The sequence below is a fragment of the Deinococcus indicus genome (assembly GCF_002198095.1).
GTDB lineage: Bacteria > Deinococcota > Deinococci > Deinococcales > Deinococcaceae > Deinococcus > Deinococcus caeni.
On sequence record NZ_NHMK01000014.1, the window covers coordinates 147,414 to 169,499 of the forward strand.

Here is a 22,086-nt window from a genome sequence, read left to right on the forward strand (position 1 = left end):
GTTGAAGGAGCTCTCCATCCACTTTCGACCATCGACCACCGATACGGATTCCGTTTGTTTCGCCAACAATCCGGAACTTCACCGGATTGCCGGCTCCACGTCCGGAACCCTCTTCTCTCCCACTCGCGTCCGCTCGGATTGAACAGGCTTTGCAGCCCATTCAATCGGAGTCCGCATGACCCTACAGATCGCGGCGGCTGAAGCGCTGCGTGGCGCCCAGGACGGCCAGGACGGTCAGGGCGACGGCCCAGACGACCAGACCGGCGGCGATGGGTGCGTCGGCGAAGAAGGGGTTCGCGCCGCGCGCCGCCTCGCTGACCTGCAGGGCCACCTCGGGTTGCAGGTGGTAACTGGCGCCCAGCCACAGGGCGTTGGTGGGCATCAGGGCGTTCGCGGCGCGGCCCAGGGTGGTCAGGGTGGGCGTGTCCGCGAAGGTGCCGATGGACCCCAGGATGCCGCCCGTGAAGCCCACGCCGTACAGCACGAACACGCCGATGCCGTTGGCGAGCGTGGTGAACAGCGTGCTGCCCAGCACGGTCAGGGCGGTCAGCAGCAGCGTGGCCAGCAGGATCAGGCCGGTCGCGGCGAGCGGCTCGGGCGGCAGGTAACCGGTGATGGCGTACACGCCGCCGAGCAGACCGGCGCTCAGCAGGGCCACGTACCCGAGGTTCACGGCGCCGAAGCCCAGCCAGCGGCCCAGTACCAGTTGCGCGCGGCTGATGGGCCGCGCGATGACGCTCTGCATGACGCCGTTCTCGATGTCGCCGCTGACGGCGCCCACGGTGGACAGCACGGCCATCAGGGACCCCAGGAAGTACACGAGGTACATGCCGAACATGGCCGAGTAGATGACGGGCAGGTTCGACGCGCCGTTCAGGCTGCGCCCGTCCAGTCCGGCCTCCAGTGAACGCTGGTCCAGGGTGCCTTCCAGCCGCACGATGCCGTACAGGTAGAAGCCCAGGAACAGCGCGGTCAGCAGCAGCAGCACGCTCACGAGGCGTTTGCGGACCGCCTCGCGCAGCGAGAGTTCCGCGATCAGCAGGGCGTTACGCACGGGCGGCCCCCTGGCCCAGGCGGGCGGCGCGGGCGCTGCTGTCCGGGGTGTCCTCGATCAGGTCCAGGAACATGGTCTCCAGGTCCGGGCGGCGCGGGTTCAGGGCGTACAGGCGCGCCCCGGCCGCGTGAATGGCGCTGGCGACGGCGGGGATGGCGTCCTCGTGGTCCAGCCACAGTTCCACGTCGGCGCGGCCCGGCGTGTTCGTGTCGGTGTGGCGCAGTTCACCCAGGCCCGAGAGGGTGTCCAGCAGGCCTGGCGGCAGGTGGTCCACGCGCACGTCCAGCGGCAGGACGCCGCCCATCAGTTCCCGCATGCTGCCCTGTTGCAGCACCCGGCCGCGTTTCACGAACGCCACGCGGTCGCACACCTGCTCGACTTCCGACAGCAGGTGAGAGTTCAGGAACACGGCCGTACCCTCGCCGCGCAGCCGCTCGATGATCTCGCGCACCTCGACCCGCCCGATGGGATCCAGGGCGCTCGTCGGTTCATCCAGGAACACCAGCGCCGGGCGGGCCAGGATCGCGCCGGCCAGCCCGGCCCGCTGCAACATGCCCTTGGAGTACCCGCCGAGCGTCTCGCCGCCCCGGCCGCCCAGCCCCACCGTCTCCAGCACCTGCGGGATGCGGGCGCCCAGTTCGGCGGCCTTCAGGCCCGCCAGGCGGCCGTGGAACCGCAGGAATTCCTCGGCGGTCATCCAGGTCTGAAAGCGGAACTGTTCGGGCAGGAAACCCAGGCGGGCGCGCACGGCCGGGTCGTGCGGACTGCCGCCCAGCACCTGCGCGCGCCCGGCCGTGGGATGCACGAGGCCCAGCAGCATCTTCACGGTGGTGCTTTTCCCGGCGCCATTCGGGCCGAGGAAACCGAACACCTCGCCCGGCGGGACGGTCAGGGTCAGGCTGTCCACGACGGCGCGGCCCCGGTACTCCTTGCGCAACTCGTGCGTTTCGATGGCGTTCACGCCTTCCAGCATAGGGGCGGGGTGCGGGCGCAATCGTCAGTCTTTCTGCGGAGTGCCTGCGCCTCACGCGGGCGCGGCGGGCGCGGCGTGGCGGGTGCGGGGCGGCGCTGGGGGGGGTGGTCGGGTGGAATGGCCCGGATTTCACGGACATGCGCGCCGCGTTCACCGCACAATCCGCGACAATGACCGTCATGTCCCCGCCCGTCCCGTTCGATCTCGGGAGCCTCCAGCTGCCCGCGAACCTGCCGGGACCGCTGGTCATGGAATTCCGGGCGGCCACGAACGACCGCGAGCGGGCGCAGGCGCTGACCAGCCTGGCGCGGTACCTGCGCGACACCAGCATGCACGGCGCGCAGCAGGTCGGCGAGGCGGCCCTGGAACTCGCGCTGCTCGCCGACGCCCCGGCCGAGGCGACCCTGGCCCTGATCGGCCTGAGTTTCGTCGCGGCGCACCTGAACCAGCTGGAACGCTCCAGGGACGCCGTCACGCGCGCCCAGGAACTCATCCGCGAACACGACCTGCGCCACCTGCAGGCCTCGCTGCTGAACGTCCGCGCGCTGACGCACATGCTGATCGGCGACCTGAACGGCGCGCAGCAGGACCTGCAGGACTCGCTGGGCCTCGCGCGGCAGCAGGACGACCCGCTGGACACCGGGAACGCCCTGGTGAACCTCGCGTGGCTGGCGAACAACCGGGACGAACCGGGCGAGGCGCTGCACCAGCTGAACCTGCTCGAGGAGCACATCCACTCGCTGCACGACCCCCAGTTACGGGACGACCTGAACAACTACCTGCACGAGAACCGCGCGCACTCGTACGCGCTGCTGGCCCGGCACGCCCGCGACCTGGGCAGAACGGAAGCGGTTCAGCACGCCGCCCAGCAGGGCCTGATGGTGCTGCGCGCCGCGCACGCCGCCCTGAAAGTCCTGCCCAGCCGCACCACCGAAGTCCTGTGCCACGCACACGAGAGCACCCTGCACCTGCTGAGCGGCGACCTGACGGCCGCGCAGCGGGCCGCCGACCGGGCTGCCGAACTGCACAGCGGCCTCGACCAGCAGCTGTACATAGAGGTCAACCTGTGCCTCGCGGAACTGGCCGGAGCGCGCGGCAACCACGCCGCCGCCCTCGACGAGTACCACGTCGCGCTGGCCCTCGTGCGCAGTCAGCACCGCCACCGGGACACGCAACGCATCCTGGGGGACATCTCGGCGCTGCACGAACGGGCCGGGCAGTACCCGCAGGCCCTGCGCGCCGCGCGCGAGGCCCTCGCGGACGCGCGGGACGCCCTGAGCCGCGTGAACGTCACCACGCAGCAGCAGGCGCGGCAGGACGCCAGCTCCTGGCAGGACCGCCTGCGGCTGGCCGAAGCCCAGGCGCGGCAGGACCCGCTGACCGGACTGCTCAACCGCCGCGGACTGGAAGAGGGCCTGCTGCGCCTGCAGGAGTCACCCGACGGGCCGTTCGCGGCGCTGTTCGTGGACATCGACCACTTCAAACGCGTGAACGACCGGCACTCCCACGCGGGCGGGGACCGCGCGCTGCGGGGCGTGGCGGACGTCCTGCGCGGCCAGCTGGCCCGCTGGCCCCAGGCGCTCCTGGCCCGCTACGGCGGCGAGGAATTCGTGCTGATCGCGCCCGTCAGGGACGCCGCGCAGGCCCACGCCCTGGCCGAAAGCTGCCGCCACGCCGTGGCCGGTCACGACTGGTCCGCACTGCTGCCCGGCACGGACCTGACCGCCAGCGTCGGGTACGCCGTGGAACCCGGCCACCGCCTGCCCGCCGCGCTCACGCAGGCCGACGAGCACCTGTACCGCGCCAAACGCGCCGGCCGCAACCGCGTGCACCCCCCCAGAGACTGAACCGCCAGCGGCAAGGGGCGGTAACAGCAGCGGCCCGCCTCCGGGATGGAGGGGGCCGCGCGGACAGACGCCCGCGTTCAGCGGGTCAGGATGGTTTCGATCTGCTCGATCACGTCGCTGCTCAGGCGCACGCCGGCGGCCTTGACGGTGTCCTCGATCTGCTGGACTTTCGTGGCGCCCGTGATGACGCTGCTCACGCCCTTCTGCCGCAGGATCCACGCGAGGGCCAGTTGCGCGCGGGTGATGTTCAGGCTGTCGGCGATGGCTTTCAGGTCGCGGACCTTCTGGATGTTCTCGTCGGTCAGGAAGTTCTTGCCCCAGTTTTCCTTCTCGGTCAGGCGGGCGCCCTCGGGTTTGCCGTCGTCGTACTTGCCGGTCAGCAGGCCCATGGCGAGCGGGCTCCAGACGACGAGGCCCACGCCGGCCGTCTCGGTGTACGGCAGGATTTCCTTCTCGACGCGGTCGCGGCGGATCATGGAGTACTCGGGCTGCTCGGTGATGGGTGCGTGCAGGCCATGGGCGCGGGCGAACTCGACCGCCTGGGCGATGCGAGCGGCGGGCCACATGCTGGTGCCCCAGTACAGGGCCTTGCCGTCGCGGATGACCTGATCGAAGGCCATCACGATCTCTTCCATGGGCACGTCGGGGTCGTAGCGGTGCGCGAAGTACACGTCGAGGTAGTCGGTCCCCAGGCGCTTGAGGCTGCCGTCGATGCTGTGCAGGACGTGCTTGCGGCTCAGGCCACGGTCGTTCACGTCGTCACTCATGGGCCAGTACACCTTGGAACTGATGACCAGAGTGTGGCGCGGCAGTTCGCGCAGCACGTTGCCCATCAGTTCCTCGCTGCGACCCTTGGCGTAGATGTCGGCCTGATCGAAGAAGTTCACGCCGCCGTCGTACGCGGCGGTGACGATGTCACGCACCATCTGCTGCTCGTTCACGCCGACGCCGTACGTTTCCCAGCCGCCCAGGGCGACTTCGCTGACTTTCAGACCGCTCTTGCCGAGGTTCCGGTATTCCATGCGGCACACTTTATCGGATAAAGCATCCGCCGGCCGTCAGGTGAAGCCCGCATAAAGAGACACTCAGCACAATGCCCCGCAGGTGTGAGTGGCCGCTCCCCGGCAGCCGGAGGCCGCATCAGGCCTGCGCCGATCCGCCCTCCTCCGACAGCATCTCCTCGGGCGGGTCGAACCCGTCGCGCGCCCGCTCGGCCAGCGTGAGGATGTCGTACGTGGCGACGAGCGCGCCGTCCTGGTTGGTGATCTCGCTGCGCCACTCGACCACGCCGGTGGGGCGGGTCTCGCCGGGGCGCAGGTCCTTGCGGATCTTGCGTTTGCAGGTCAGGCGCGTGCGGATGGTGTCCCCGATACCCACAGGCTCGATGAAGCGCAGGTTCTCCAGGCCGTAGTTCGCCAGCACCGGCCCTGGCGCGGGCGACACGAACTGCCCGGCCGCCGCCGAGATCAGGAAGTACCCGTGCGCCACGCGCTTGCCGAAGATGCCCTCCCGCGCGCCGATCTCGTCGACGTGCGCGTAGAAGTGGTCGCCGGTCAGGCCCGCGAAGTTCACGATGTCGGCCTCGGTGACGGTGCGGCGGTGCGTGAGGAGACTGTCGCCCACCTGAATCTGGTCGAAGGACTTGCGGAAGGGGTGCACCACGTCCTCCTGCACTTCGGCGCCGGGCACGAACTCCCGCGTGATCGCCGTGAGGGTGGTCGGGTCGGCCTGCACCGCCACGCGGTTCATGTGATGCCGCACTGCGCTGAGGCCCCCCAGTTCCGAGCCGCCCCCCGCGCGGCCCGGCCCGCCGTGGTTAAGCTGCGGCAGCGGCGACCCGTGCCCGGTGTTCTCCCTGGCGTTATCGCGGTTCAGGACCAGCAGGCGGCCGTGCGAACTCGCCATGCCCAGCACCAGTTCCGTCGCCTCGGCGCGGTCGCGGGACACGATGCTCCCGGCCAGCGAGCCCCGACCCAGCTTTGTGAGGTGAATCGCGTCCTCCAGCGAGTCGTACGGCAGCAGCGTCGCGACCGGCCCGAACGCCTCCAGCTCGTGCGGCCCGCGCGCCGTCAGGGGGTTCTCGCACAGCAGCACCGTCGGGTCGAGGAACGCGCCCTTCTCGCGGTCACCGCCCAGCAGCTGCGCCTCGCCGCTGATCACCACGCGCGCCTCCTGCTGCAATTTCTCCAGCGTCTCACGCACCCGCTCGCGCTGCTCCACGCTGACGAGCGCGCCCATCCGCACGTCATCCCGCGCCGGATCGCCCAGCGTCACCTTCGCCAGTTCGCGGCGCAGACCCTCCGTCACGGCCTCGACCAGATGGGAGGGCACCAGCGCCCGGCGGATCGCGGTGCACTTCTGCCCGGCCTTCCCGGTCATCTCGCGCGCCACCTCGCGCACGAACAGCGCGAACTCCGGGTCCTCCGGCTTCACCGACAGGCCCAGCACCGACGCGTTCAGGCTGTCCGCCTCCGCATTGAACGGCACCGACCGCCCCACGATCGCCGGATGCACCCGCAGTTTCGCCGCCGTCGCCGCCGACCCCGTGAACGCCACCACGTCCTGCTCCTCCACGTGATCGAGCAGCGACCCCGGCTCCCCCGTCACGAGTTGCAGCGACCCCTCCGGAATCAGGCCCGACGCCACGATGTCCCGCACCACCCGCTCCGTCAGGTACGCCGTCTGCGGCGCGGGCTTCACCAGACTCGGCATCCCCCCGATGAAGGCGGGCGCGAACTTCTCCAGCATCCCCCACACCGGGAAGTTGAACGCATTGATCTGCACCGCCACGCCCTCACGCGGCACCAGCAGGTGACGGCCCACGAACGTCCCCTCGCGCCCCAGCCGCTCCACGCGCCCGTCCGGCCAGAAGCGCTCGTCCGGCAGTTCCCGCCGCGCCGCACTCGCGTAACTGAACAGCGTGCCGATCCCACCCTCGATATCCACCCACGAATCCCGCCGCGTCGCCCCCGTCAACGCACTCAGCGCGTAATACGCCTCCTTGCGCTCCATCAGGAACGCCCCCAGCGCCTTCAACGCCCGCGCCCGCTCATGGAACGTCATGCGGCGCAGCAATCCGCCCGCCTTCCGGCCGTATGCCAGCGCCCCACCGAAATCCACACCCTCCGACGAGATCACCGCCACCGGACGCCCGTACACCGCGTCCAGGAGCACCTGCCCATCCGCATTCGCATGCCATGAACCCGACACGTAAGACGCCGGACGAAGAAGATCAGAAGTGATTGATTGAGTCACAGAAAACGCTCCTTGAAGAGAGAAAGAAGAATCGATCTGAGGGCAGGAACAGGGCATTTCGTTCAGGCGTACTTGGAGATCAGCCCAGTTCACCCCCACCCGGCCTCCCCCCTCTGCTGCGCAGCTTTGCAAGGCAAGGGGGAGGAGAAAAGCAACGGGTCACCGGATCGTCACACTCCCGCCCACGACCGGGCGCTTACACTGCCGCATGACGATCACCACGCAGCATGAACTGGACGGCATGACCCTCGCCGGGAAGGTCGTCGCCCGCACCCTCGACGCCCTGCGCGCCGCCGTCGAACCGGGCATCACGCCTGCCGAGCTGGACGCGCTGGCCGGGCAGGTGTTCGCGGGGTTCGGCGCATTCTCCGCGCCGCGTGCCGAGTACGGCGCGCCCGTGAACGTGTTCATCAGCGTCAACGACGACATCGTCCACGGCCTGCCCACCCACCGACCGCTTCAGGCGGGTGACGTGGTGTGCATCGACGTCACGCCGAACGTCGGCGGGTTCGTCGCGGACGCCGCCATCACGGTCGCCGTGCCGCCCGTCTCCCCCACCGCCACCCGCCTCATCGAGGCTGCCGAGGCGGCCCTGGCCCGTGGCCTGAACGCCGCCCGCGCCGGGCAACCCCTGAACGGCATCGGGCGCGCCATCCAGACCGAGGTAGAGCGCCGGGGCTTCACGCTCCTGCCGGAACTTCAGGGGCACGGCGTGGGCCGCGCCATCCACGAGAAACCCGACGTCCCCAACTACTACCGCCCCGCACTCCGCAAACCGCTGCACGAGGGGCTCGTGATCGCCGTGGAACCCATGATCAGCACCGGCAAGAGCCCCCGCGTCCGCACCCGCCGCGACGGCTGGACGCTCGCCACCACCGACGGAGGAATCGCCGCCCACGTCGAACACACCATCATGATCACCAAAGGGAAACCGGTGATATTGACGGCGTGACGTGAGGGTCATTCCGCTCCCCGAAGAAAGCGGGTGAGGTGGCTGGTAAACGCCGCAAACTGGGTACGGTGCAGGGGGTGGCCGCCGCCTGGAATCTCGATCACGCGGGCGTCCGGCAGCTGGCGGGCGGTGTCCTCGATGCGTTCCTGCGGCATCCAGCTGGTCTCCCCACCTCGCAGGAGAAGTGCCGGGCAGGTGATCCGCGCGAGGTCATGCCACCACCGGTCATTCGTGGTGTGCAGCTCCGGGAACAGCTGCGTGGTGGCGTTCCAGTCGTGCCGAACGCCCTCGGGAGCCTGGGCGGGCGGCGCGGGCTGCTCCCAGGTGGTCGGCAGGGGCGTATCCACCGTCACGAGCTGACGGACCCGCGCGGGGTGCGACTGCGCGTACAGATACGCGACCACACCCCCCAGCGAGAACCCCAGCAACACGAAGTCACTCAGCTGAAGGGCGTCCACGAACGCCGCCACGTCGTCCCGCATGGCCTCCAGGCTGTACTGCCCCGTCCGGACACTCTGCCCATGCCCGCGCAGATCGAGGGCCACCAGACGGAACTGCGGGGCGATTGCCTGAGCGGTCGCGTCCCAGTCGGAGCCGTCCCGACCCATGCCGTGCAGCGCCAGCACGGTCGGCCTGTCAGGCATGCCCGTTTCGCGGTACACGAAGTCACCAGCAGGCAGTCGGATGGTGTGCTGTGCGGTCACGACGTCATGCTCATACGCTCTTGAAGCCCTCGAACGGTTCCTTACAGGCGTCGCAGACGTACATGCGTTTGCAGAGGGTCGGGCCGAAAGACGCGGTCATGCGGACGTTCAGGCTGCCGCAGCGGGGGCAGCGGGTGGGTTCCGCGTCCAGCTGAATCAGCTGCCCTTCCCCGGTGGGGGCGGGGGGCGCGATGCCGTACTGCCGCAGCCGCTCGCGGGCGTCGTCGCCTATCCAGTCGGTCGTCCAGGGGGGCGTGAGGGTGCTGCGGACCTCGACGTCGGTCACACCCAGGTCGCGCACCGCCTGCTCGATGCTGTCCCGGATGACGTGCAGCGCGGGGCAGCCGCTGAAGGTGGGCGTGAACGTCACCGTCACGCGCCCGGCGTCGCCCACAGTCACGTCCCGCACCATGCCCATGTCCGTGATGCTCACGACCGGAATCTCAGGGTCTGGGACGCTGGCCAGCGCGTCCCAGATGGTTGATAGTTGATGGCTGATAGGTGATGGGGTGGAGTCTTCCATCAACTTTTGACCATCAACCTTCAACCTGTTCACCAGACCTCGGCGTCGGGGTGTTGCCGGGCGACGCGCTGCATCTCTTCCAGCAGGGGGGCGAGGTGTTCGGTGTGCGTGTCGCGGCCGGGCTGGGTAGCGGGCGCGTCGGGGAGGGTGAGGCCGCACCTGTCCACGAGGTGCCGGGTGACGAGGTCGCTCCAGCGGGCGTGAACGGCGTTCAAATCAGGCAGGATGCCAGAGGCGGTCAGCTCGGCCTCGCCCTCGACGGGCTGGAAGAGTTGCGCGGCGTGCGGCCACAGTTCGGTCAGGGCGGCCTGGGTGCGGCGTTCGCTCTCCGGCGTGCCCAGGGCGAGGCGTTCCACCCACAGGGCGGTGTGCTGCACGTGGAATTTCTCCTCGCGCACGGCCTTCGCGGCAATTTCTGCCAGGGGCGCGTAGGTGCTGCGGGTGGCGGCCTCCAGCCACAGCGCTTCGGAGGTGTCGTACAGGAACTGCCGGACCATCGTGAACGCCCAGTCGCCTTTCGGGAGTTCCACGAGGCGGGTGTTCAGGTAGTCGTCCGGGCCGCGCCAGAATGCCACCCGGTCGGGGTCGCTGCCGCCGAGGGTCTGCGCGAGGCTCAGGTACAGTCCGGCGTGCCCGAGTTCGTCCTGCGCGATGTTCGCCAGTGCGATGTCCTCTTCCAGGATGGGGGCGTGCCCGGTCCACTCGCCGTTCCGGTGGGCGAGGATGATCTCGTCGTCGGCGAGGACCGTGAGTTTCAGGAGGAGCGCCTGCGTCTGCGTGTCGGTCAGTTCGGTGGGGGTGGTGGTCATGCGCCTTCCTCGCTGGCGGCGCGGCCCGGCATCAGCCCGGCGCGTTTCAGTTCGCCGACGTGACGGCCGATCACGCCGTAGTGCTGCTGCTGCTTGTACGTCTTGTCTTTCGCGGGCGCGAACCAGCTCTCGACGGTGCCAGGGTCCTCGTCCGTGCGGACGACTGCCGTTTCCGGGAAGACCATCCAGGCCAGCACGTCCGGGTGCATGACCTGCGCCTGCCGCAGCGCGTCGCCACTCCCGCTGGCCTGCACGGTGCCGCTGAGATCCACGAACGTCATGGAGCGCTTGTTGGTGCGTTTCACGCCCACGTGGTACGTCCCGGCCTCGCCGGGCGTGTCCAGCAGCGCGAAATTCGTGGTCAGTTCCTCGGGCGTGGCGGTCAGAATGTCATCCTCGCGTACGCACCACAGGCTCACGGCCGCCGGGCGGCGCACGAACACGTTCCGCGCCGTCAGGAGCGCATGCTGCGGATCACCGGCGTGCACGCTCCCCACTGCCTGATGCGGCCGGTTCGGGGCGTCCTGCTTGAACACCTCCCAGCGCGGCCACTGCGTATCGGAGGACGGGTATTGAGGTTGAGTCATGGGTGATTCCTTTCTGGGCTGGGGGGTGACCCCTCAGTCCGCTGCGCGGCCAGCTCCCCTCAAGGGGAGCCAGGGACATGCTTTGCCTCCCCTTTGAGGGGAGGTGCCCCGAAGGGGCGGACTCGCAGAGCTGCGAAGCAGAGGGGTTCAGTCGGCCGCGACGGCACGTTGCCGGTCCGTGTACGCCTGGAGGGCGTCGCGGACCCAGGCGCCGTCGTCGTGGGCGGCCTGTCGGGCGCCGAGGCGTTCTTTGTTGAGGCCCTGTTCGCCGCGGATGACGGCCCAGAATTCGTCCCAGTGGATGGGGCCGTGGCGCCAGTTGCCGTGCTCGTCCTGGTGGAGGTCGGGGTCGGGGATGGTGAGGCCCGCTTCGAGCAGTTCGGGGACGTGTTCGTTGATGAATTCCTGCCGGACTTCGTCGTTGCTCTTGAGTTTGATGCCCCACCGCGTGAGGACGCCGCTGTTGGGGCTGTCGGCGTCGTGCGGGCCGAGCATCATCATGGCGGGCCACCACCAGCGGTTCAGGGCGTCCTGTGCCATGGCGCGCTGCTGCGGGGTGCCCTGGGCGTAGGCGACGATCATTTCCTTGCCCTGTTTGTGGTGGAAGGTTTCCTCGCTGCAGATGCGGACCATGGCGCGGCTGTACGGGCCGTAGGAGCAGCCGGCGAGCATGGTCTGGTTCTTGATGGCGGCGCCGTCCACAAGCCAGCCGATCATGCCGACGTCCGCCCAGCTGTGGGTGGGGTAGTTGAAGATGCTGCTGTATTTGGCCTTGCCGCTCAGGAGGGCCTGGAGCATGTCCTCGCGGGTGGCGCCCAGCGTTTCGGCGGCGTGGTAGAGGTACTGGCCGTGCCCGGCCTCGTCCTGCACCTTGGCCATGAGGATGGTCTTGCGCCTCAGGCTGGGCGCACGGGTGATCCATTCGCCTTCGGGGAGCATCCCGACGACCTCGCTGTGGGCGTGCTGGCTGATCATGCGGATGAGCTGGCGGCGGTACTCGGCAGGCATCCAGTCGCCGGCCTCGATCTTCTCGCCGCGCGCGATGCGGGCCTCGAAGTGCGCGTGCTGCTCGGCGGTTTCGCCGGGTGTGATACCGGTCTGGGCGGGGGTGGGGTGGGTCATGGGGGCAACCTCCTGATGGGGACTTGCCCCCAGTGTACCTAACGAGCGTTAGGTCGGGTGTGGGGTGGGTTGCATCCGCGCGGCCCGTTCACCCGGACGCCCACATGGGGCATGCTGTGAGGCGAGTCCACATCCCCGCTCCCCTCTCACGGAGGTTCCTGATGACCCGACCCCGCACGCCGCTCCTGCTGGCCTCCGCCCTGAGCCCGCTGCTGTGCCTGCTGCTGGCCGCGCCCGCCGACGCGCAGACCACGCCCGCGCCCGTGAAGGCCTCCTCGCAGACCTGCGGGGCGTACACCCTGACCCTGCGCGAGAACGGCTTCGGCGATCCACTTGACCGCGTGACCCTCTCGCGCGGCGGCGTGACGCACGCCACGGTCGAGGACACCATGGTCGGCGTGGACTGGTGCCGCGACGTGACCGGCGACGGCGTCCCGGAAGTGCTGCTGGCCGGCTTTTCCGGCGGCGCGCACTGCTGCTTCACGCACACGCTGTACTCGCTGACCAGCCCGCCCCGGCGGCTGCTCACGGCGTTCAGCGCGCACAGCGAAACCCTGGAGGCCCGGCAGCTGGACGGACGCGGCCCGCTGGAACTGGTCGGCGCGGACTGGCGCTTCGCGTACGGGTACGGCATGAGCTTCGCCGAGAGCGCCCCGCTGCCCGCCGTGTACTCCTTCCTGAACGGCCGGTACGTGGAGAACACCCGCGCCTTCCCCGGCTTCCTGCAGGCGGAGGCGCGCCACATGAACGCCGACCCGTTCAGCGGGGGCGTGCTGGTCGAGTACGCCACGCGCGCCGTCACGCAGGGGGACGCCAGCGCCGACACCTGGGCGGCGACGCAACCGGCACCCTTCCGGGCGTGGCTGGCGAACTACGGGCCGGACGTGCGGCAGGACCTCTCGGACTTCGGACTGCGGGACTGGCCGACCCGCGCCGGCCTGAACGCGGACGCCGTGCGCAGCGGCGTGGGCGGGGCGTTCACGGCGCCCGGCACGCGCGCGTACCTTGCCGTCATCGTCGGCGCGGGACGGGACCCGGTCGCCACGCTGCGCCTGTTCCAGCCGAGCGGCACGGACATCACGGCCAGTCCCGCCCTGCTGACCGTCCCCGTCACCCGCGACAGCTACGGCGAGCCGCGCCTGACCGTCTGGCCGGCCGTCACGGTCCGCCGCGCGAACGGCCGCGACGACGTCCTGCTGCGCGACGCCCGCAGCGGCAGCGTCCGCTACGCCGCGTACCGCGTGGGCAGCGCCGCCCTGACCGAACTGCGGGACGACCCGCTGGCCGTCACGACCGCGCTGCTGAGCGACCTGAGCAGCGTCGCCGGGCACGTCGCCTCGCAGTACCGCAGCGCACCCCGCACCGCCGCGCAGACCGCCGAGGTGCAGCGCCGCATCGACGCGGCCGTCACCCGCGCCCGGCCCTGGCTGGACGCCCGGCGCGGCCCGGCCGATTTCCCGCTGGCGCGGCTGGGGAACTTCACGTTCGGCAGCGTCACCCTCGCGCGGGACAGCGCCACGCAGGCGCAGGCGGTCATCACGACCACCGTCGGCTTCACCGACGACCGCACCGACAGCGAGTACGTCAGCGGCGAACGCCACACCCTGACCGTCAACCTGGGCCGCGCCGCGCAGGGCTGGCAGGTCACGGACTGGACCTTCACGCCCCGCAGCGGCGAACTGTACGAGGACTGAACGGTCGGCAGCTGATGGGCGGTGGCGGAGGGCCTGTCACGCGGCGCGGCACAGGGCGGGTCAGACGACGGCGCGGCGCGCAGCCGGCCGGGCTGTTTACGCTGGGTCATGCGTCAGAACATCAGCAGTGGCAGCCCCTGGGAAGCGCAGATCGGGTACTCGCGCGCCGTGAAGGTCGGGAACACCGTGCAGGTCAGCGGCACGACCGCCACCGTGAACGGCGAGGTCGTCGGCGAGGGCGACCCGGCCGAACAGACCCGCGCGGCGCTGGGCATCATCCGCACCGCCCTGGAAACGGCCGGCGCGCAGCTGTCCGACGTGGTCCGCACCCGCATCTACGTGACCGACATCAGCCGCTGGGAAGAAGTGGCCCGCGCGCACGGCGAGGTGTTCCGCGACATCCGCCCCGCCACGACCCTGGTGCAGGTCGCCGCGCTGATCGACCCGCTGCACCTCGTGGAGATTGAGGCCGAAGCCGTCATCGGCGGGTGACCCCCGCCCCTGCGGCAGACTGGGGAGTATGACTTCTTCCCTGTCCGGTCTTGGCCGTCCGTTCGATCCGGCGTCACCGCGCCTGGGGGTGGGGCTGGCGGCGCTGGGCCGTCCGGGGTACATCAACCTGGGGCACGCGGGCGACCTGCCGGACCGGTCGGTGGCGGGCATGCAGGCGCAGGCGTGGGCGGTGCTGGACGCGGCGTACGCGGCGGGCGTGCGGTATTTCGACGCGGCGCGCAGTTACGGGCGCGCCGAGGAGTTCCTGGGCGCGTGGGTGCAGGCGCGCGGGCACCGGGACGCCGTGCTGGGCAGCAAGTGGGGGTACACGTACGTGGCGGACTGGCAGCCGGACGCGGCCGTGCATGAGGTCAAGACGCACGACCGGGCCACGCTGGACCGGCAGTGGCCGCAGACGCTCGCGGCGCTGGGCATGGCCCCGGACCTGTACCTGATCCATTCGGCCACGCTGGAGTCGGGCGTGCTGGACGACCCGGCGGTGCTGTCCCGGCTGGCGGAACTGGCGGCGGAGGGCGTGCGGGTGGGCCTGAGTACGAGCGGCCCCGCGCAGGCGGACACGATCCGGCGGGCGCTGGAGATGCAGGTGGACGGCGTGAATCCCCTGAGTGCGGTGCAGGCCACCTGGAACCTGCTGGACCGCTCGGCGGGCGCGGCCCTGGCCGACGCGCACGCGGCCGGGTGGGTGACCGTGGTGAAGGAGGGCGTGGCGAACGGCCGCCTGAGTGCGCGGGGCCTGAGCGGGCGCGGGGACGTGCCCGCCCCGCTGGCGGCGTTGGCGGCCGAGCTGGGGGTCACGCCGGACGCGGCGGCCCTGGCGGCGGTGCTGGCGCAACCCTGGGCGGACATGGTCCTGAGCGGCGCGAGCAACACCGATCAGCTGGCGCAGAATCTGGCGGCGCTGCGCGTGCAGGTCCCGGCGGACACCCTGCCGGAACTGACGCTTGACGCCCGCACGTACTGGCAGGAGCGGGCCGCGCTGCCCTGGAACTGACCCGCAGTCCGTATCAGTACGCGCGGAAGTTCTGCCAGACGTGCGCGGGTTCGAAGCTGAAGCCGAACACGCCGGGACCGCTGTGGGCGGACAGGACCGTGCCGAGGCTCAGGGTCATGCTTTCCTGCACGCCCAGGCGGCGGGCCTCGAAGCGCAGGGCGTCCACGTTGTCGGGCGCGCCGTTGTGGAAGAACGCCACGCGGCCCTGCGGGAGGCTGGCGGCGCAGGTGCGCAGCTGCTCGGTCATGTGGTTCAGGGCGCGGCCCGCTCCGACGGTACGGGCGCAGGCTTCCACGCGGCCTTCGCGCAGGCCCAGGATGGGTTTCAGGTTCAGCAGGCCGCCCAGCAGGGCCGCCGCGCCGCCGATGCGGCCGCCCCGTTGCAGGTAACGCAGGGTGTTCAGGCACATGCGGGTGGTGGCCTGGGGGCGCAGGGTGGTCAGGGCGGCGGCGACCTGCGTGGCGGGCACGCCGTCACGCAGCAGGCGCGCGGCCCGTTCGGCCTGCAGGGCCAGTCCGGCGGCGGACTGCCAGGAGTCGTGGACCGTGACGCGGCCGGGGAAGGCCAGGGCGGCCTCGGTGGCGTGGGCGTGCGTGTCGCTCAGGCGGCTGCTGAGGTGCACGGCGAATACGTGGTCGTGGCGTTGCAGCAGGTCGTCCAGGGTGTCGCGGTAGGTCTGCACGGTGGGGGGCGCGGTGACGGGCATGTCGGCGCCGGCTTCCACGCGGCGAAACAGTTCGTCGCTGCCGAGTTCGTGGTGGTCGAGCCAGTCGCGTCCGTCGAAACGGACGGTGAGGGGAATGACCCGCAGGCCGATGGCGTCGGCCTGGCCGGATTCTAGGTCACTGGTGGAGTCGGTCAGGACGATGCTCTTCATACCCGATGGTAGAACCCGGCCGGGCCGAAATGTGAAATTTCCCCCATCAGGGGCTCCCACCGGGGTGTGAAGTTTTCAACAGGAGAGCCGCCTCCGTGCGTGGCCGTTGCGCTACGGCGCGGCCACCGCTTCACCGTCTGCGAGGGCCTGCAGGTCGGGGCGCAGGGCGGGGAGTTCCACGCGGGCGGTGTGCCAGATCAGCGCCACCTCGATCCCGAAGTAGTCGTGCGACACGAGGTTGCGCACGTCGCGCAGCAGCGCCCACGGCAGGTGCGGGTGGGTGTCCTGCACGGACTGCGGAATGAACTTGGTCGTCTCGCCCAGGCGGGCCAGTCCGTGCAGCACGGCGTCCTGCGTCCGTTCGTCGCGTTCGAAGGTCGCCAGGGTGTGGCCGTCCGTGAAGGCCGTCACGCGGTCGATGGCGCGCAGCAGGTCGAACACCCGCCAGCGCCAGCGTTTCTCGCGGTGCGAGCGGGGCAGGCGCTCCGGGACGCGCTGCACGTCCACCGCGTCGGCCAGGATCTCGCCGCGCAGCGGGGGCCGCAGGGCCGCTTCCGTCACCACGTCCACCCGGCGGCCCAGCGCCCGCTCGAACACGGCCCGCGCGCGCATCAGGTCCAGCAGGCCGCGCGCCTGTGCAGGCGCGAAGTCGACCAGCAGGTCGATGTCGCTGGCCTCGCCCGCCTCGCCGCGCGCGACCGACCCGAACACCCGCACGCGGGTCACGCCGGCCTCCTCCCACTGCGGCTGCGCGGCCCGCAGGCGCCCGGCGACCGTGTCGAGGCGGACGTCCGGAAACAGCGGCTGGGCAGCGTTCATGCCGCCCAGGATACGGCGTGCCCGCGCGCGGGGACCGTATCCTGAACGGGTGATTATCGCCGTGGGCCACGACCTGATCGAGATCGACCGTATCCGGCGCATGCTGGAACGCGAGGGCCGGCGGGCCGAGAAGCTGTTCACGCCCACGGAACTGGCGTACTGCGCGCGCCTGAGCGACCCGGCGCCCAGCCTCGCGGCGAGGTTCGCGGCCAAGGAGGCCTTCCAGAAGGTCTGGCCGCGCCCGCACGGCTGGCGGGACGTGTGGGTGGAGCGCACCGCCACGCCCGGCGGGCCGTTCCCGTTCGCGCGCCCGCACCTGGAATTCGCGCCGCACATCGCGCAGCTCATGCGCGAGCAGGGCTGGACGGCGCACCTTACCCTCACGCACACCCGCGAGCACGCGTCGGCCGTGGTGATCCTGGAGGGACCGGCTCCCGCCACGGACTTGAGCGTTCCTGAAGGGAGCGGGCCTCCCCCCCCACAATCGTCGCCCCGCTGACACCCGGCCGGGCGGGCGCGGGCCTACGCTGGAGCATGAACCCCGCACCCAGGCACGCGTCTTCCGTCCGGCTGGCACCGCTGGCCCTGCTGCTGGGCGCCGCCCTGCTGGCCGGTCACGGCGCGCAGGCCGCCCCGCCCCGACTGCCCCCGGCCGCGCAGACCAGCGCCGCCGAGCAGGTCGCCCTGACGCGCGGCCGGACGCTGGTGGGGGACTTCTACGCCGTGAAACTCGACGGGCTGTGGGGGGCGTTCTCGCCGGGCGTGCGGGCGCAGTGGGGCACCCTGACCGCCTTCCGGGCGTTCCGGCGCGGCGGGCTGGCGCAGTACGGGCCGGAACGGCAGGTCGTGCAGGAACGCACCTTCACGCGTGGCCGTGAGGTGTTCTACGTCCGCAGCGCCGCCTTCGAGAACGCGCCGGAGCTGGTGTGGGCCGTCGTGCTGGGCTTCACGGGGCCGCAGGTCACGACCTTCGGGATCGCGCTGGAGGAGGACCGCAGCGACGCGCCGGTCGCCCGGCGTCCCTGACGGTCAGGAGCCGGTCTGGCTGCTCTGACGGACCAGTTCGCGGCCGGCCGTGTCCGTGACGCTGAAGGTGTACGCCTGATCGGTGCGGGTGATCCAGTTCACGCGGTGGTCGATGCAGGCGTCCGGCAGGGCCAGCTGAGCGGGCCGGGGGTAGATCCGGTCGCTGCTGTTCTGCCGGAAGATTTCCAGTTCGCGGGTCAGGTTGTTTGCGCAGTTCTGCGCGGCGGCCTCGCTGACCACGCGGTCCGCGTCGGCCGTGATGCCGGCGGGCCGGTCGGCCTGCGCGGCGCTCAGCTGCCGCTCCAGCGCCTCGACCCGGCGGGTCAGTTCGGCGTTCTGCGCGCGGGCCTCACGGTCCTGGCAGCCGACCAGCAGCGGAACCAGCAGAACAAGGGCGCAGGCACGGCGAATCACGCGGGGCAGGTTAGCGCACCGCGCGCCGCGCCTCCCAGGGACCGGCGCTCATGAAGGGCTTCATGAAGGTGCGCGCCCCGCAGGGACGGCCCTCCCCGGCTGCCGCCGGTTCCGGGCACAGCACTCCGGGTCAGCGGTTCAGGACGCTGACGATCTCCACGTGACTGGTCTGCGGGTAGAAGTCGTGCGGAATGACCTCCGCGAGTTTCCAGCCGCGCCGCACGAGGTCACCCACGTCGCGCGCCCAGGTGGCCGGGTCGCAGGACACGTACACGAGGCGGTCGGCGGTGCTGGAGTTGATGTGCTCGCGCGCGCCCTCCTCCAGACCGGCGCGGGGCGGGTCCACGACGATCACGTCGGTGCCCAGTTCGCTGAAGCGGGCGGCGTCGCCGCTGCGGAAGGTGACGTTGCTCTCGCCGCTGACCGCCACGTCCTGACGGCCCCGCGCGAGCGCCTCGGGGGCGGCGTCCAGCACGGTCACGCGGCGGAAGTTCGGCGCGAGGTGACGGCCGATCGCGCCGGCCCCGCCGTACAGGTCCACGGCGTGCTCGCCGCTGCCGGCCAGTTCGGCGGCCCGCTCGTAGGCCAGTCCGGCGGCCTGCGGGTTCACCTGCGCGAAGCCTGTGGCGGACACGCTGACCTGCACCCGCCCGAACTGCTCGCGGATCTCGCTCTCCCCGGCGATCAGGCGCACGCCGGCGCTGAAGCGTTTCCCGGCAGGCTGCGCCAGCGACACGCCGACCACGCCGGCTTCCATCAGGTGGTCGCTGGCGCGCAGGTACTGGCGGGTCTCGCCCGCGCCGATCACGGCGGCGACGACCTCGCCGGTCAGGCGGCTGGCGCGGAAGGCGACCTCGGTGGCGGGGTCCAGCAGCGTGGGATCGATGCGGTCCATGACCGCCTGGATCTGCGGCATGACCAGCGGGTCCTTCTGCACGACCAGCGGGTCGCTGCCGCGCCGCTCACGGTACGCCAGTCCGCCGGGCGTCACGAGGTACTGCGCGGTGTTGCGGTACCCCCACGCCTCGGGGCTGGGCACGGTGGCGGCCACGCCGTGCTGCACCTTCGCGATGCGGCTCAGGGCCTCCTGCACGAAGGCCCGTTTGAAGTCCAGTTGCGCCTCGTACGTGGCGTGCGCCAGGTCGGCGGTGGGCAGGTCCGGGCCGTCCACGCGCTGGGGGCTGCGGCGCAGCACCTCGACCGTCTGGCCCTGGCGCACGCCCTTCCCGGCGCGCACGCGGGCCGTGACCTGCTCGCCGGGCAGCGCCCCACGGACCAGCACCACGCCGGACTCGTCCCGGGCGAGCCCCAGCCCCCCCGCAACAAGTTTCTCGATTTCCAGCGTAAGTAAAGCGTCCGACATAAAGGACAGGGTAGCGCGTCCGGCGCCCGCGCCGCTGCCCCCAGCTCACGTTGCGCCCCGCGCCGCCCCCGCCGACGTGCCGCGGCGGCCCCAGGGGAATCCCCCGGAGGCCGCCGCGCCGGACAGAACCGGTGTCCAGCTCATACGGATTCCGTTTGTTTCGCCGACAATCCGGAACTTCACCGAATTGCCGGCTCCACGTCCGGAACCCGTTTCTCTCCTACTCGCATCCGCTCGGATTGAACGGGCTGTGAAGCCCATTCAATCGGAGTGGGTATCAGCTCAGTTCTCGTATTCGAGGTACGTGTAGCCCAGCAGTTCCTCACCGTAGTCCTCGAGCAGTTCGTGTTCCTGCTCGCCGGTCAGGGTGCCGAGTTTGATGGCGGCGTCGGCCTGATCCTCGATGGCGTCGCGCAGCATGGGTTCCTCGTAGCCCATGGATTCGATCATGCGCCGCGCCTTCTGGCCGCGCACGAACAGGTCGATGTGGTACTTCCCGCCGGGGCGCACGGTGACGTGGGCCTCGCTGACCTTGCCGAACAGGTTGTGGGCGCTGCCCAGCACGTCCTGGTACGCGCCCATCAGGAACACGCCCAGGTAGTAGGGGCGGTCGCCGGGCTCGTGCAGCGGCAGGGTGGCTTTCACGTCGCGCAGGTCGATGAACTTCTCGATCTTGCCGTCGCTGTCGCAGGTGATGTCCACGATGGTCGCCTGCCGCGTGGGCTTCTCGTTCAGGCGGTCGAGCGGCACGATGGGGAACAGCGCCTGGATCGCCCAGTTGTCCGGGAGGCTCTGGAACAGCGAGAAGTTGCAGATGTACTTGTCGGCCAGCACTTTCTGCAGGTCTTCGAGTTCGTCCGGGACGTACTTCTCGTTCTGGATGAGTTTGGCGATGCGGCGCAGGATGGCGTTGAACAGCGCCTCGCCGCGCGCCCGGTCCGGCAGGGTCACGTAGCCCAGGTCGAACAGATTGTGCAGCGTCTGCTTGTCGCCGACCGCGTCGTTGTACGACTCGCGGTAGTTGCGGGCTGTGATGTTCGCCAGGATCTCTTCCATGTCCTTGACGATCTGGTGGCTGTTCTCGTCTGCGGGGGCGAGGTCCTCGAGGTCGCGGGTGGGGCCGGTCACGTCCACGACCGGCAGGATCAGCACGGCGTGGTGTGCGGTCAGGGCCCGGCCGGACTCGGAGACGATCACGGGTTCCGGCACGCTTCTGGCCTTGCAGACCTCCTGCACGGTGTACACGATGTCGGCGGCGTACTCGCGGACGGTGTAGTTCATGCTGGCGTAGAAGGTGGTCTTGGAGCCGTCGTAGTCGACGCCCAGGCCGCCGCCCACGTTCAGGTACTTCAGTTGCGCGCCGGCGGCGATCAGGCCGGCGTACGTCTGGGTGGCCTCGCGCACGGCGACCTTCACGCGGCGGATGTCGGTGATCTGCGACCCGATGTGGGTGTGCAGCATGACCAGGGTGTCCAGCATGTCCTCTTCACGCAGGCGTTCGACGACGCGCAGCAGTTCGTAGGCGTTCAGGCCGAACTTCGCCTGATCACCGCCGCTCTCCTCCCACTGGCCACTGCCGCGCGCGTGCAGCTTGAAGCGCACGCCCATGGCGGGGCGCACGCCGAGCGCCTTGGCCTGCTTGAGGATCCGGTCGAGTTCGCTGTACTTCTCGATGGTGATGACCACGTTCTTGCCGAGCGTGCGGCCCCACAGCGCCAGCTTGATGAAACCGTCGTCCTTGAAGCCGTTGCAGCACAGCAGCGCGTCCGGGTGCATCTTCTGCGCGAGGCACAGCGCCAGTTCCGCCTTGGACCCGGCCTCCAGGCCGTGCGCGAAGTCGTAGCCGGCCGACGCGACGGCCTCGACGACCGCGCGGCGCTGGTTGACCTTGATCGGGAACACGCCCTGGTAGTGGCCGGTGTAGCCGTACTCCTGAATGGCGGTCTGGAAGGATTCGTTCAGGTGCTTGACGCGGCCCGTGATGACCTGCGGGAAGCGCAGGATGACCGGCAGACTCTCGCCGCGGTCCACGATCTCGTCCACGATCGAGCGCAGCGGGACGTGCAGGCCCGGACTGGGCGTGACCTCGACCTGTCCCTTGTCGGACACGCGGAACCAGCCGCCGGACCAGTTGGGAACCTGGTACAGCTCGGCGGCGTCGGTGGTGGAAAAACTGCTGGGTGTCGTCATGAAGGGCGTCCTCCTCCGTGGGGATAGGCTCGCCGTGCGCGGGGTTCGGAGTTGCGCTGCCCGGAACCCGCCGCGGCGGGCACTGACGGGAAAGGCACTCACGGACGCCGTGCGAAACCGGGCGCATGATACGGCAAAGCCGGCGGTCCGGATGTCATCTGCTCCCGCATTCACCCTTCATGCGCGGCCCAGCCGCCCCGCAGGACCGAATACGCCGCGCCGGGCGGGACAAAGTCGAAGGGAGCGAGGCATTCACCTCGCTCCCTTCTGGCTGGCGGTCCGGACGGGATTTGAACCCGCGACCTTCTGCGTGACAGGCAGATATGCTAACCGCTACACTACCGGACCAGCGGAACAGAGATTACGGGCCGCA

At 70.4% G+C, this 22,086-nt stretch carries 21 protein-coding genes and 1 tRNA gene; 7 read left to right on the top strand and 15 right to left on the bottom strand.

All coding sequences use genetic code 11. The annotated features are described in order from the left end of the window. Window positions 1-181: 181 nt before the first annotated feature. The gene (locus CBQ26_RS11205; RefSeq protein WP_088248724.1) at window positions 182-1,054 is read right to left on the bottom strand and encodes an ABC transporter permease subunit; all 873 of its coding nucleotides are present in this window, start codon (window positions 1,052-1,054) and stop codon (window positions 182-184) included. Further along, window positions 1,047-2,027: an ABC transporter ATP-binding protein gene (locus CBQ26_RS11210; RefSeq protein WP_088248725.1), complete on the bottom strand. Its 981-nt coding sequence runs from the start codon at window positions 2,025-2,027 to the stop codon at window positions 1,047-1,049. Before CBQ26_RS11210 ends, CBQ26_RS11205 begins: the two co-directional genes overlap by 8 nt. A 170-nt stretch (window positions 2,028-2,197) precedes the next feature. Here CBQ26_RS11210 and CBQ26_RS11215 point away from each other — a divergent pair, with 170 nt between their 5' ends. Then, on the top strand, window positions 2,198-3,874 hold the full coding sequence (locus CBQ26_RS11215) for a GGDEF domain-containing protein (protein WP_172418038.1): 1,677 nt from the start codon (window positions 2,198-2,200) through the stop codon (window positions 3,872-3,874). Window positions 3,875-3,951: 77 nt separating this feature from the next. Here CBQ26_RS11215 and CBQ26_RS11220 read toward each other — a convergent pair whose 3' ends face one another. Together CBQ26_RS11220 and paaZ are read right to left on the bottom strand one after the other, a co-directional pair. Continuing rightward, the gene (locus tag CBQ26_RS11220) at window positions 3,952-4,896 is read right to left on the bottom strand and encodes an aldo/keto reductase family protein (protein ID WP_088248727.1); all 945 of its coding nucleotides are present in this window, start codon (window positions 4,894-4,896) and stop codon (window positions 3,952-3,954) included. A 118-nt stretch (window positions 4,897-5,014) separates the two neighbouring features. Further along, complete coding sequence (gene paaZ, locus CBQ26_RS11225) at window positions 5,015-7,186, bottom strand: phenylacetic acid degradation bifunctional protein PaaZ (protein ID WP_088248728.1); 2,172 nt, start codon at window positions 7,184-7,186, stop codon at window positions 5,015-5,017. A 151-nt stretch (window positions 7,187-7,337) separates the two neighbouring features. Here paaZ and map point away from each other — a divergent pair, with 151 nt between their 5' ends. Further along, window positions 7,338-8,081: a type I methionyl aminopeptidase gene (gene map, locus CBQ26_RS11230; RefSeq protein ID WP_088248729.1), complete on the top strand. Its 744-nt coding sequence runs from the start codon at window positions 7,338-7,340 to the stop codon at window positions 8,079-8,081. A gap of 8 nt (window positions 8,082-8,089) precedes the next feature. Here the strand turns inward: map and CBQ26_RS11235 are convergent, their stop codons facing one another. The 5 genes from CBQ26_RS11235 to paaA all read right to left on the bottom strand — a co-directional run bounded on the left by CBQ26_RS11235 (window position 8,090) and on the right by paaA (window position 11,826). Next, entirely contained in the window at window positions 8,090-8,785 is a 696-nt protein-coding gene (locus CBQ26_RS11235) for an alpha/beta fold hydrolase (protein WP_143342061.1), read from the bottom strand. Window positions 8,786-8,795: 10 nt separating this feature from the next. Next, the gene (paaD, locus tag CBQ26_RS11240) at window positions 8,796-9,308 is read right to left on the bottom strand and encodes a 1,2-phenylacetyl-CoA epoxidase subunit PaaD (RefSeq protein WP_088248731.1); all 513 of its coding nucleotides are present in this window, start codon (window positions 9,306-9,308) and stop codon (window positions 8,796-8,798) included. 29 nt (window positions 9,309-9,337) lie between these two features. Further along, a complete protein-coding gene (gene paaC, locus CBQ26_RS11245; protein ID WP_088248732.1) occupies window positions 9,338-10,117 on the bottom strand; it encodes a 1,2-phenylacetyl-CoA epoxidase subunit PaaC in 780 nt (259 codons plus the stop codon). Then, window positions 10,114-10,704: a phenylacetic acid degradation protein gene (locus CBQ26_RS11250; protein ID WP_088248733.1), complete on the bottom strand. Its 591-nt coding sequence runs from the start codon at window positions 10,702-10,704 to the stop codon at window positions 10,114-10,116. Before CBQ26_RS11250 ends, paaC begins: the two co-directional genes overlap by 4 nt. 147 nt (window positions 10,705-10,851) lie before the next feature. Next, window positions 10,852-11,826, bottom strand: coding sequence for a 1,2-phenylacetyl-CoA epoxidase subunit PaaA (gene paaA, locus CBQ26_RS11255; protein ID WP_088248734.1), 975 nt, complete (start codon window positions 11,824-11,826; stop codon window positions 10,852-10,854). A 161-nt stretch (window positions 11,827-11,987) separates the two neighbouring features. Between paaA and CBQ26_RS11260 the strand changes: the two genes are divergently transcribed. The 3 genes from CBQ26_RS11260 to CBQ26_RS11270 all read left to right on the top strand — a co-directional run bounded on the left by CBQ26_RS11260 (window position 11,988) and on the right by CBQ26_RS11270 (window position 15,024). Continuing rightward, window positions 11,988-13,520, top strand: coding sequence for a hypothetical protein (locus tag CBQ26_RS11260; RefSeq protein ID WP_088248735.1), 1,533 nt, complete (start codon window positions 11,988-11,990; stop codon window positions 13,518-13,520). A gap of 108 nt (window positions 13,521-13,628) precedes the next feature. Then, complete coding sequence (locus CBQ26_RS11265) at window positions 13,629-14,012, top strand: RidA family protein (RefSeq protein WP_078301070.1); 384 nt, start codon at window positions 13,629-13,631, stop codon at window positions 14,010-14,012. Between the two features lie 28 nt (window positions 14,013-14,040). Next, entirely contained in the window at window positions 14,041-15,024 is a 984-nt protein-coding gene (locus CBQ26_RS11270) for an aldo/keto reductase (protein WP_088248736.1), read from the top strand. A 13-nt stretch (window positions 15,025-15,037) separates the two neighbouring features. On the opposite strand, the gene CBQ26_RS11275 is transcribed toward CBQ26_RS11270, so the two are convergent. Then, the gene (locus CBQ26_RS11275; RefSeq protein ID WP_088248737.1) at window positions 15,038-15,901 is read right to left on the bottom strand and encodes a DegV family protein; all 864 of its coding nucleotides are present in this window, start codon (window positions 15,899-15,901) and stop codon (window positions 15,038-15,040) included. Window positions 15,902-16,012: 111 nt separating this feature from the next. Beyond that, on the bottom strand, window positions 16,013-16,720 hold the full coding sequence (locus CBQ26_RS11280; RefSeq protein ID WP_088248738.1) for a HepT-like ribonuclease domain-containing protein: 708 nt from the start codon (window positions 16,718-16,720) through the stop codon (window positions 16,013-16,015). Between the two features lie 49 nt (window positions 16,721-16,769). Here CBQ26_RS11280 and CBQ26_RS11285 point away from each other — a divergent pair, with 49 nt between their 5' ends. Both CBQ26_RS11285 and CBQ26_RS11290 read left to right on the top strand, forming a co-directional pair. Continuing rightward, a complete protein-coding gene (locus CBQ26_RS11285; protein WP_088248739.1) occupies window positions 16,770-17,219 on the top strand; it encodes a 4'-phosphopantetheinyl transferase superfamily protein in 450 nt (149 codons plus the stop codon). Between the two features lie 35 nt (window positions 17,220-17,254). Continuing rightward, the gene (locus tag CBQ26_RS11290; RefSeq protein ID WP_088248740.1) at window positions 17,255-17,746 is read left to right on the top strand and encodes a hypothetical protein; all 492 of its coding nucleotides are present in this window, start codon (window positions 17,255-17,257) and stop codon (window positions 17,744-17,746) included. 3 nt (window positions 17,747-17,749) lie between these two features. Here CBQ26_RS11290 and CBQ26_RS11295 read toward each other — a convergent pair whose 3' ends face one another. The 4 genes from CBQ26_RS11295 to CBQ26_RS11310 form a co-directional block, all read right to left on the bottom strand. Beyond that, the gene (locus tag CBQ26_RS11295; RefSeq protein WP_229844134.1) at window positions 17,750-18,160 is read right to left on the bottom strand and encodes a hypothetical protein; all 411 of its coding nucleotides are present in this window, start codon (window positions 18,158-18,160) and stop codon (window positions 17,750-17,752) included. Window positions 18,161-18,290: 130 nt separating this feature from the next. Further along, window positions 18,291-19,523 (bottom strand): class I SAM-dependent RNA methyltransferase, encoded by a 1,233-nt coding sequence (locus CBQ26_RS11300; RefSeq protein WP_088248741.1) that lies wholly within the window; start codon window positions 19,521-19,523, stop codon window positions 18,291-18,293. A gap of 282 nt (window positions 19,524-19,805) precedes the next feature. After that, complete coding sequence (speA, locus tag CBQ26_RS11305) at window positions 19,806-21,713, bottom strand: biosynthetic arginine decarboxylase (protein WP_172418039.1); 1,908 nt, start codon at window positions 21,711-21,713, stop codon at window positions 19,806-19,808. 272 nt (window positions 21,714-21,985) lie between these two features. Next, a tRNA-Asp gene (locus CBQ26_RS11310) sits at window positions 21,986-22,061 on the bottom strand. Window positions 22,062-22,086: the final 25 nt, after the last annotated feature.

Excerpts from the sequence above, each read along its gene's own strand:
- CBQ26_RS11210 (WP_088248725.1), bottom strand. The coding sequence starts at position 2,027 with ATGCTGGAAGGCGTGAACGCCATCGAAACGCACGAGTTGCGCAAGGAG.
- CBQ26_RS11215 (WP_172418038.1), top strand. The coding sequence starts at position 2,198 with ATGACCGTCATGTCCCCGCCCGTCCCGTTCGATCTCGGGAGCCTCCAG.
- CBQ26_RS11220 (WP_088248727.1), bottom strand. The coding sequence starts at position 4,896 with ATGGAATACCGGAACCTCGGCAAGAGCGGTCTGAAAGTCAGCGAAGTC.
- paaZ (WP_088248728.1), bottom strand. The coding sequence starts at position 7,186 with ATGCCCTGTTCCTGCCCTCAGATCGATTCTTCTTTCTCTCTTCAAGGA.
- map (WP_088248729.1), top strand. The coding sequence starts at position 7,338 with ATGACGATCACCACGCAGCATGAACTGGACGGCATGACCCTCGCCGGG.
- paaD (WP_088248731.1), bottom strand. The coding sequence starts at position 9,308 with ATGGAAGACTCCACCCCATCACCTATCAGCCATCAACTATCAACCATC.
- paaC (WP_088248732.1), bottom strand. The coding sequence starts at position 10,117 with ATGACCACCACCCCCACCGAACTGACCGACACGCAGACGCAGGCGCTC.
- CBQ26_RS11250 (WP_088248733.1), bottom strand. The coding sequence starts at position 10,704 with ATGACTCAACCTCAATACCCGTCCTCCGATACGCAGTGGCCGCGCTGG.
- paaA (WP_088248734.1), bottom strand. The coding sequence starts at position 11,826 with ATGACCCACCCCACCCCCGCCCAGACCGGTATCACACCCGGCGAAACC.
- CBQ26_RS11260 (WP_088248735.1), top strand. The coding sequence starts at position 11,988 with ATGACCCGACCCCGCACGCCGCTCCTGCTGGCCTCCGCCCTGAGCCCG.
- CBQ26_RS11265 (WP_078301070.1), top strand. The coding sequence starts at position 13,629 with ATGCGTCAGAACATCAGCAGTGGCAGCCCCTGGGAAGCGCAGATCGGG.
- CBQ26_RS11270 (WP_088248736.1), top strand. The coding sequence starts at position 14,041 with ATGACTTCTTCCCTGTCCGGTCTTGGCCGTCCGTTCGATCCGGCGTCA.
- CBQ26_RS11275 (WP_088248737.1), bottom strand. The coding sequence starts at position 15,901 with ATGAAGAGCATCGTCCTGACCGACTCCACCAGTGACCTAGAATCCGGC.
- CBQ26_RS11280 (WP_088248738.1), bottom strand. The coding sequence starts at position 16,720 with ATGAACGCTGCCCAGCCGCTGTTTCCGGACGTCCGCCTCGACACGGTC.
- CBQ26_RS11290 (WP_088248740.1), top strand. The coding sequence starts at position 17,255 with ATGAACCCCGCACCCAGGCACGCGTCTTCCGTCCGGCTGGCACCGCTG.
- CBQ26_RS11300 (WP_088248741.1), bottom strand. The coding sequence starts at position 19,523 with ATGTCGGACGCTTTACTTACGCTGGAAATCGAGAAACTTGTTGCGGGG.
- speA (WP_172418039.1), bottom strand. The coding sequence starts at position 21,713 with ATGACGACACCCAGCAGTTTTTCCACCACCGACGCCGCCGAGCTGTAC.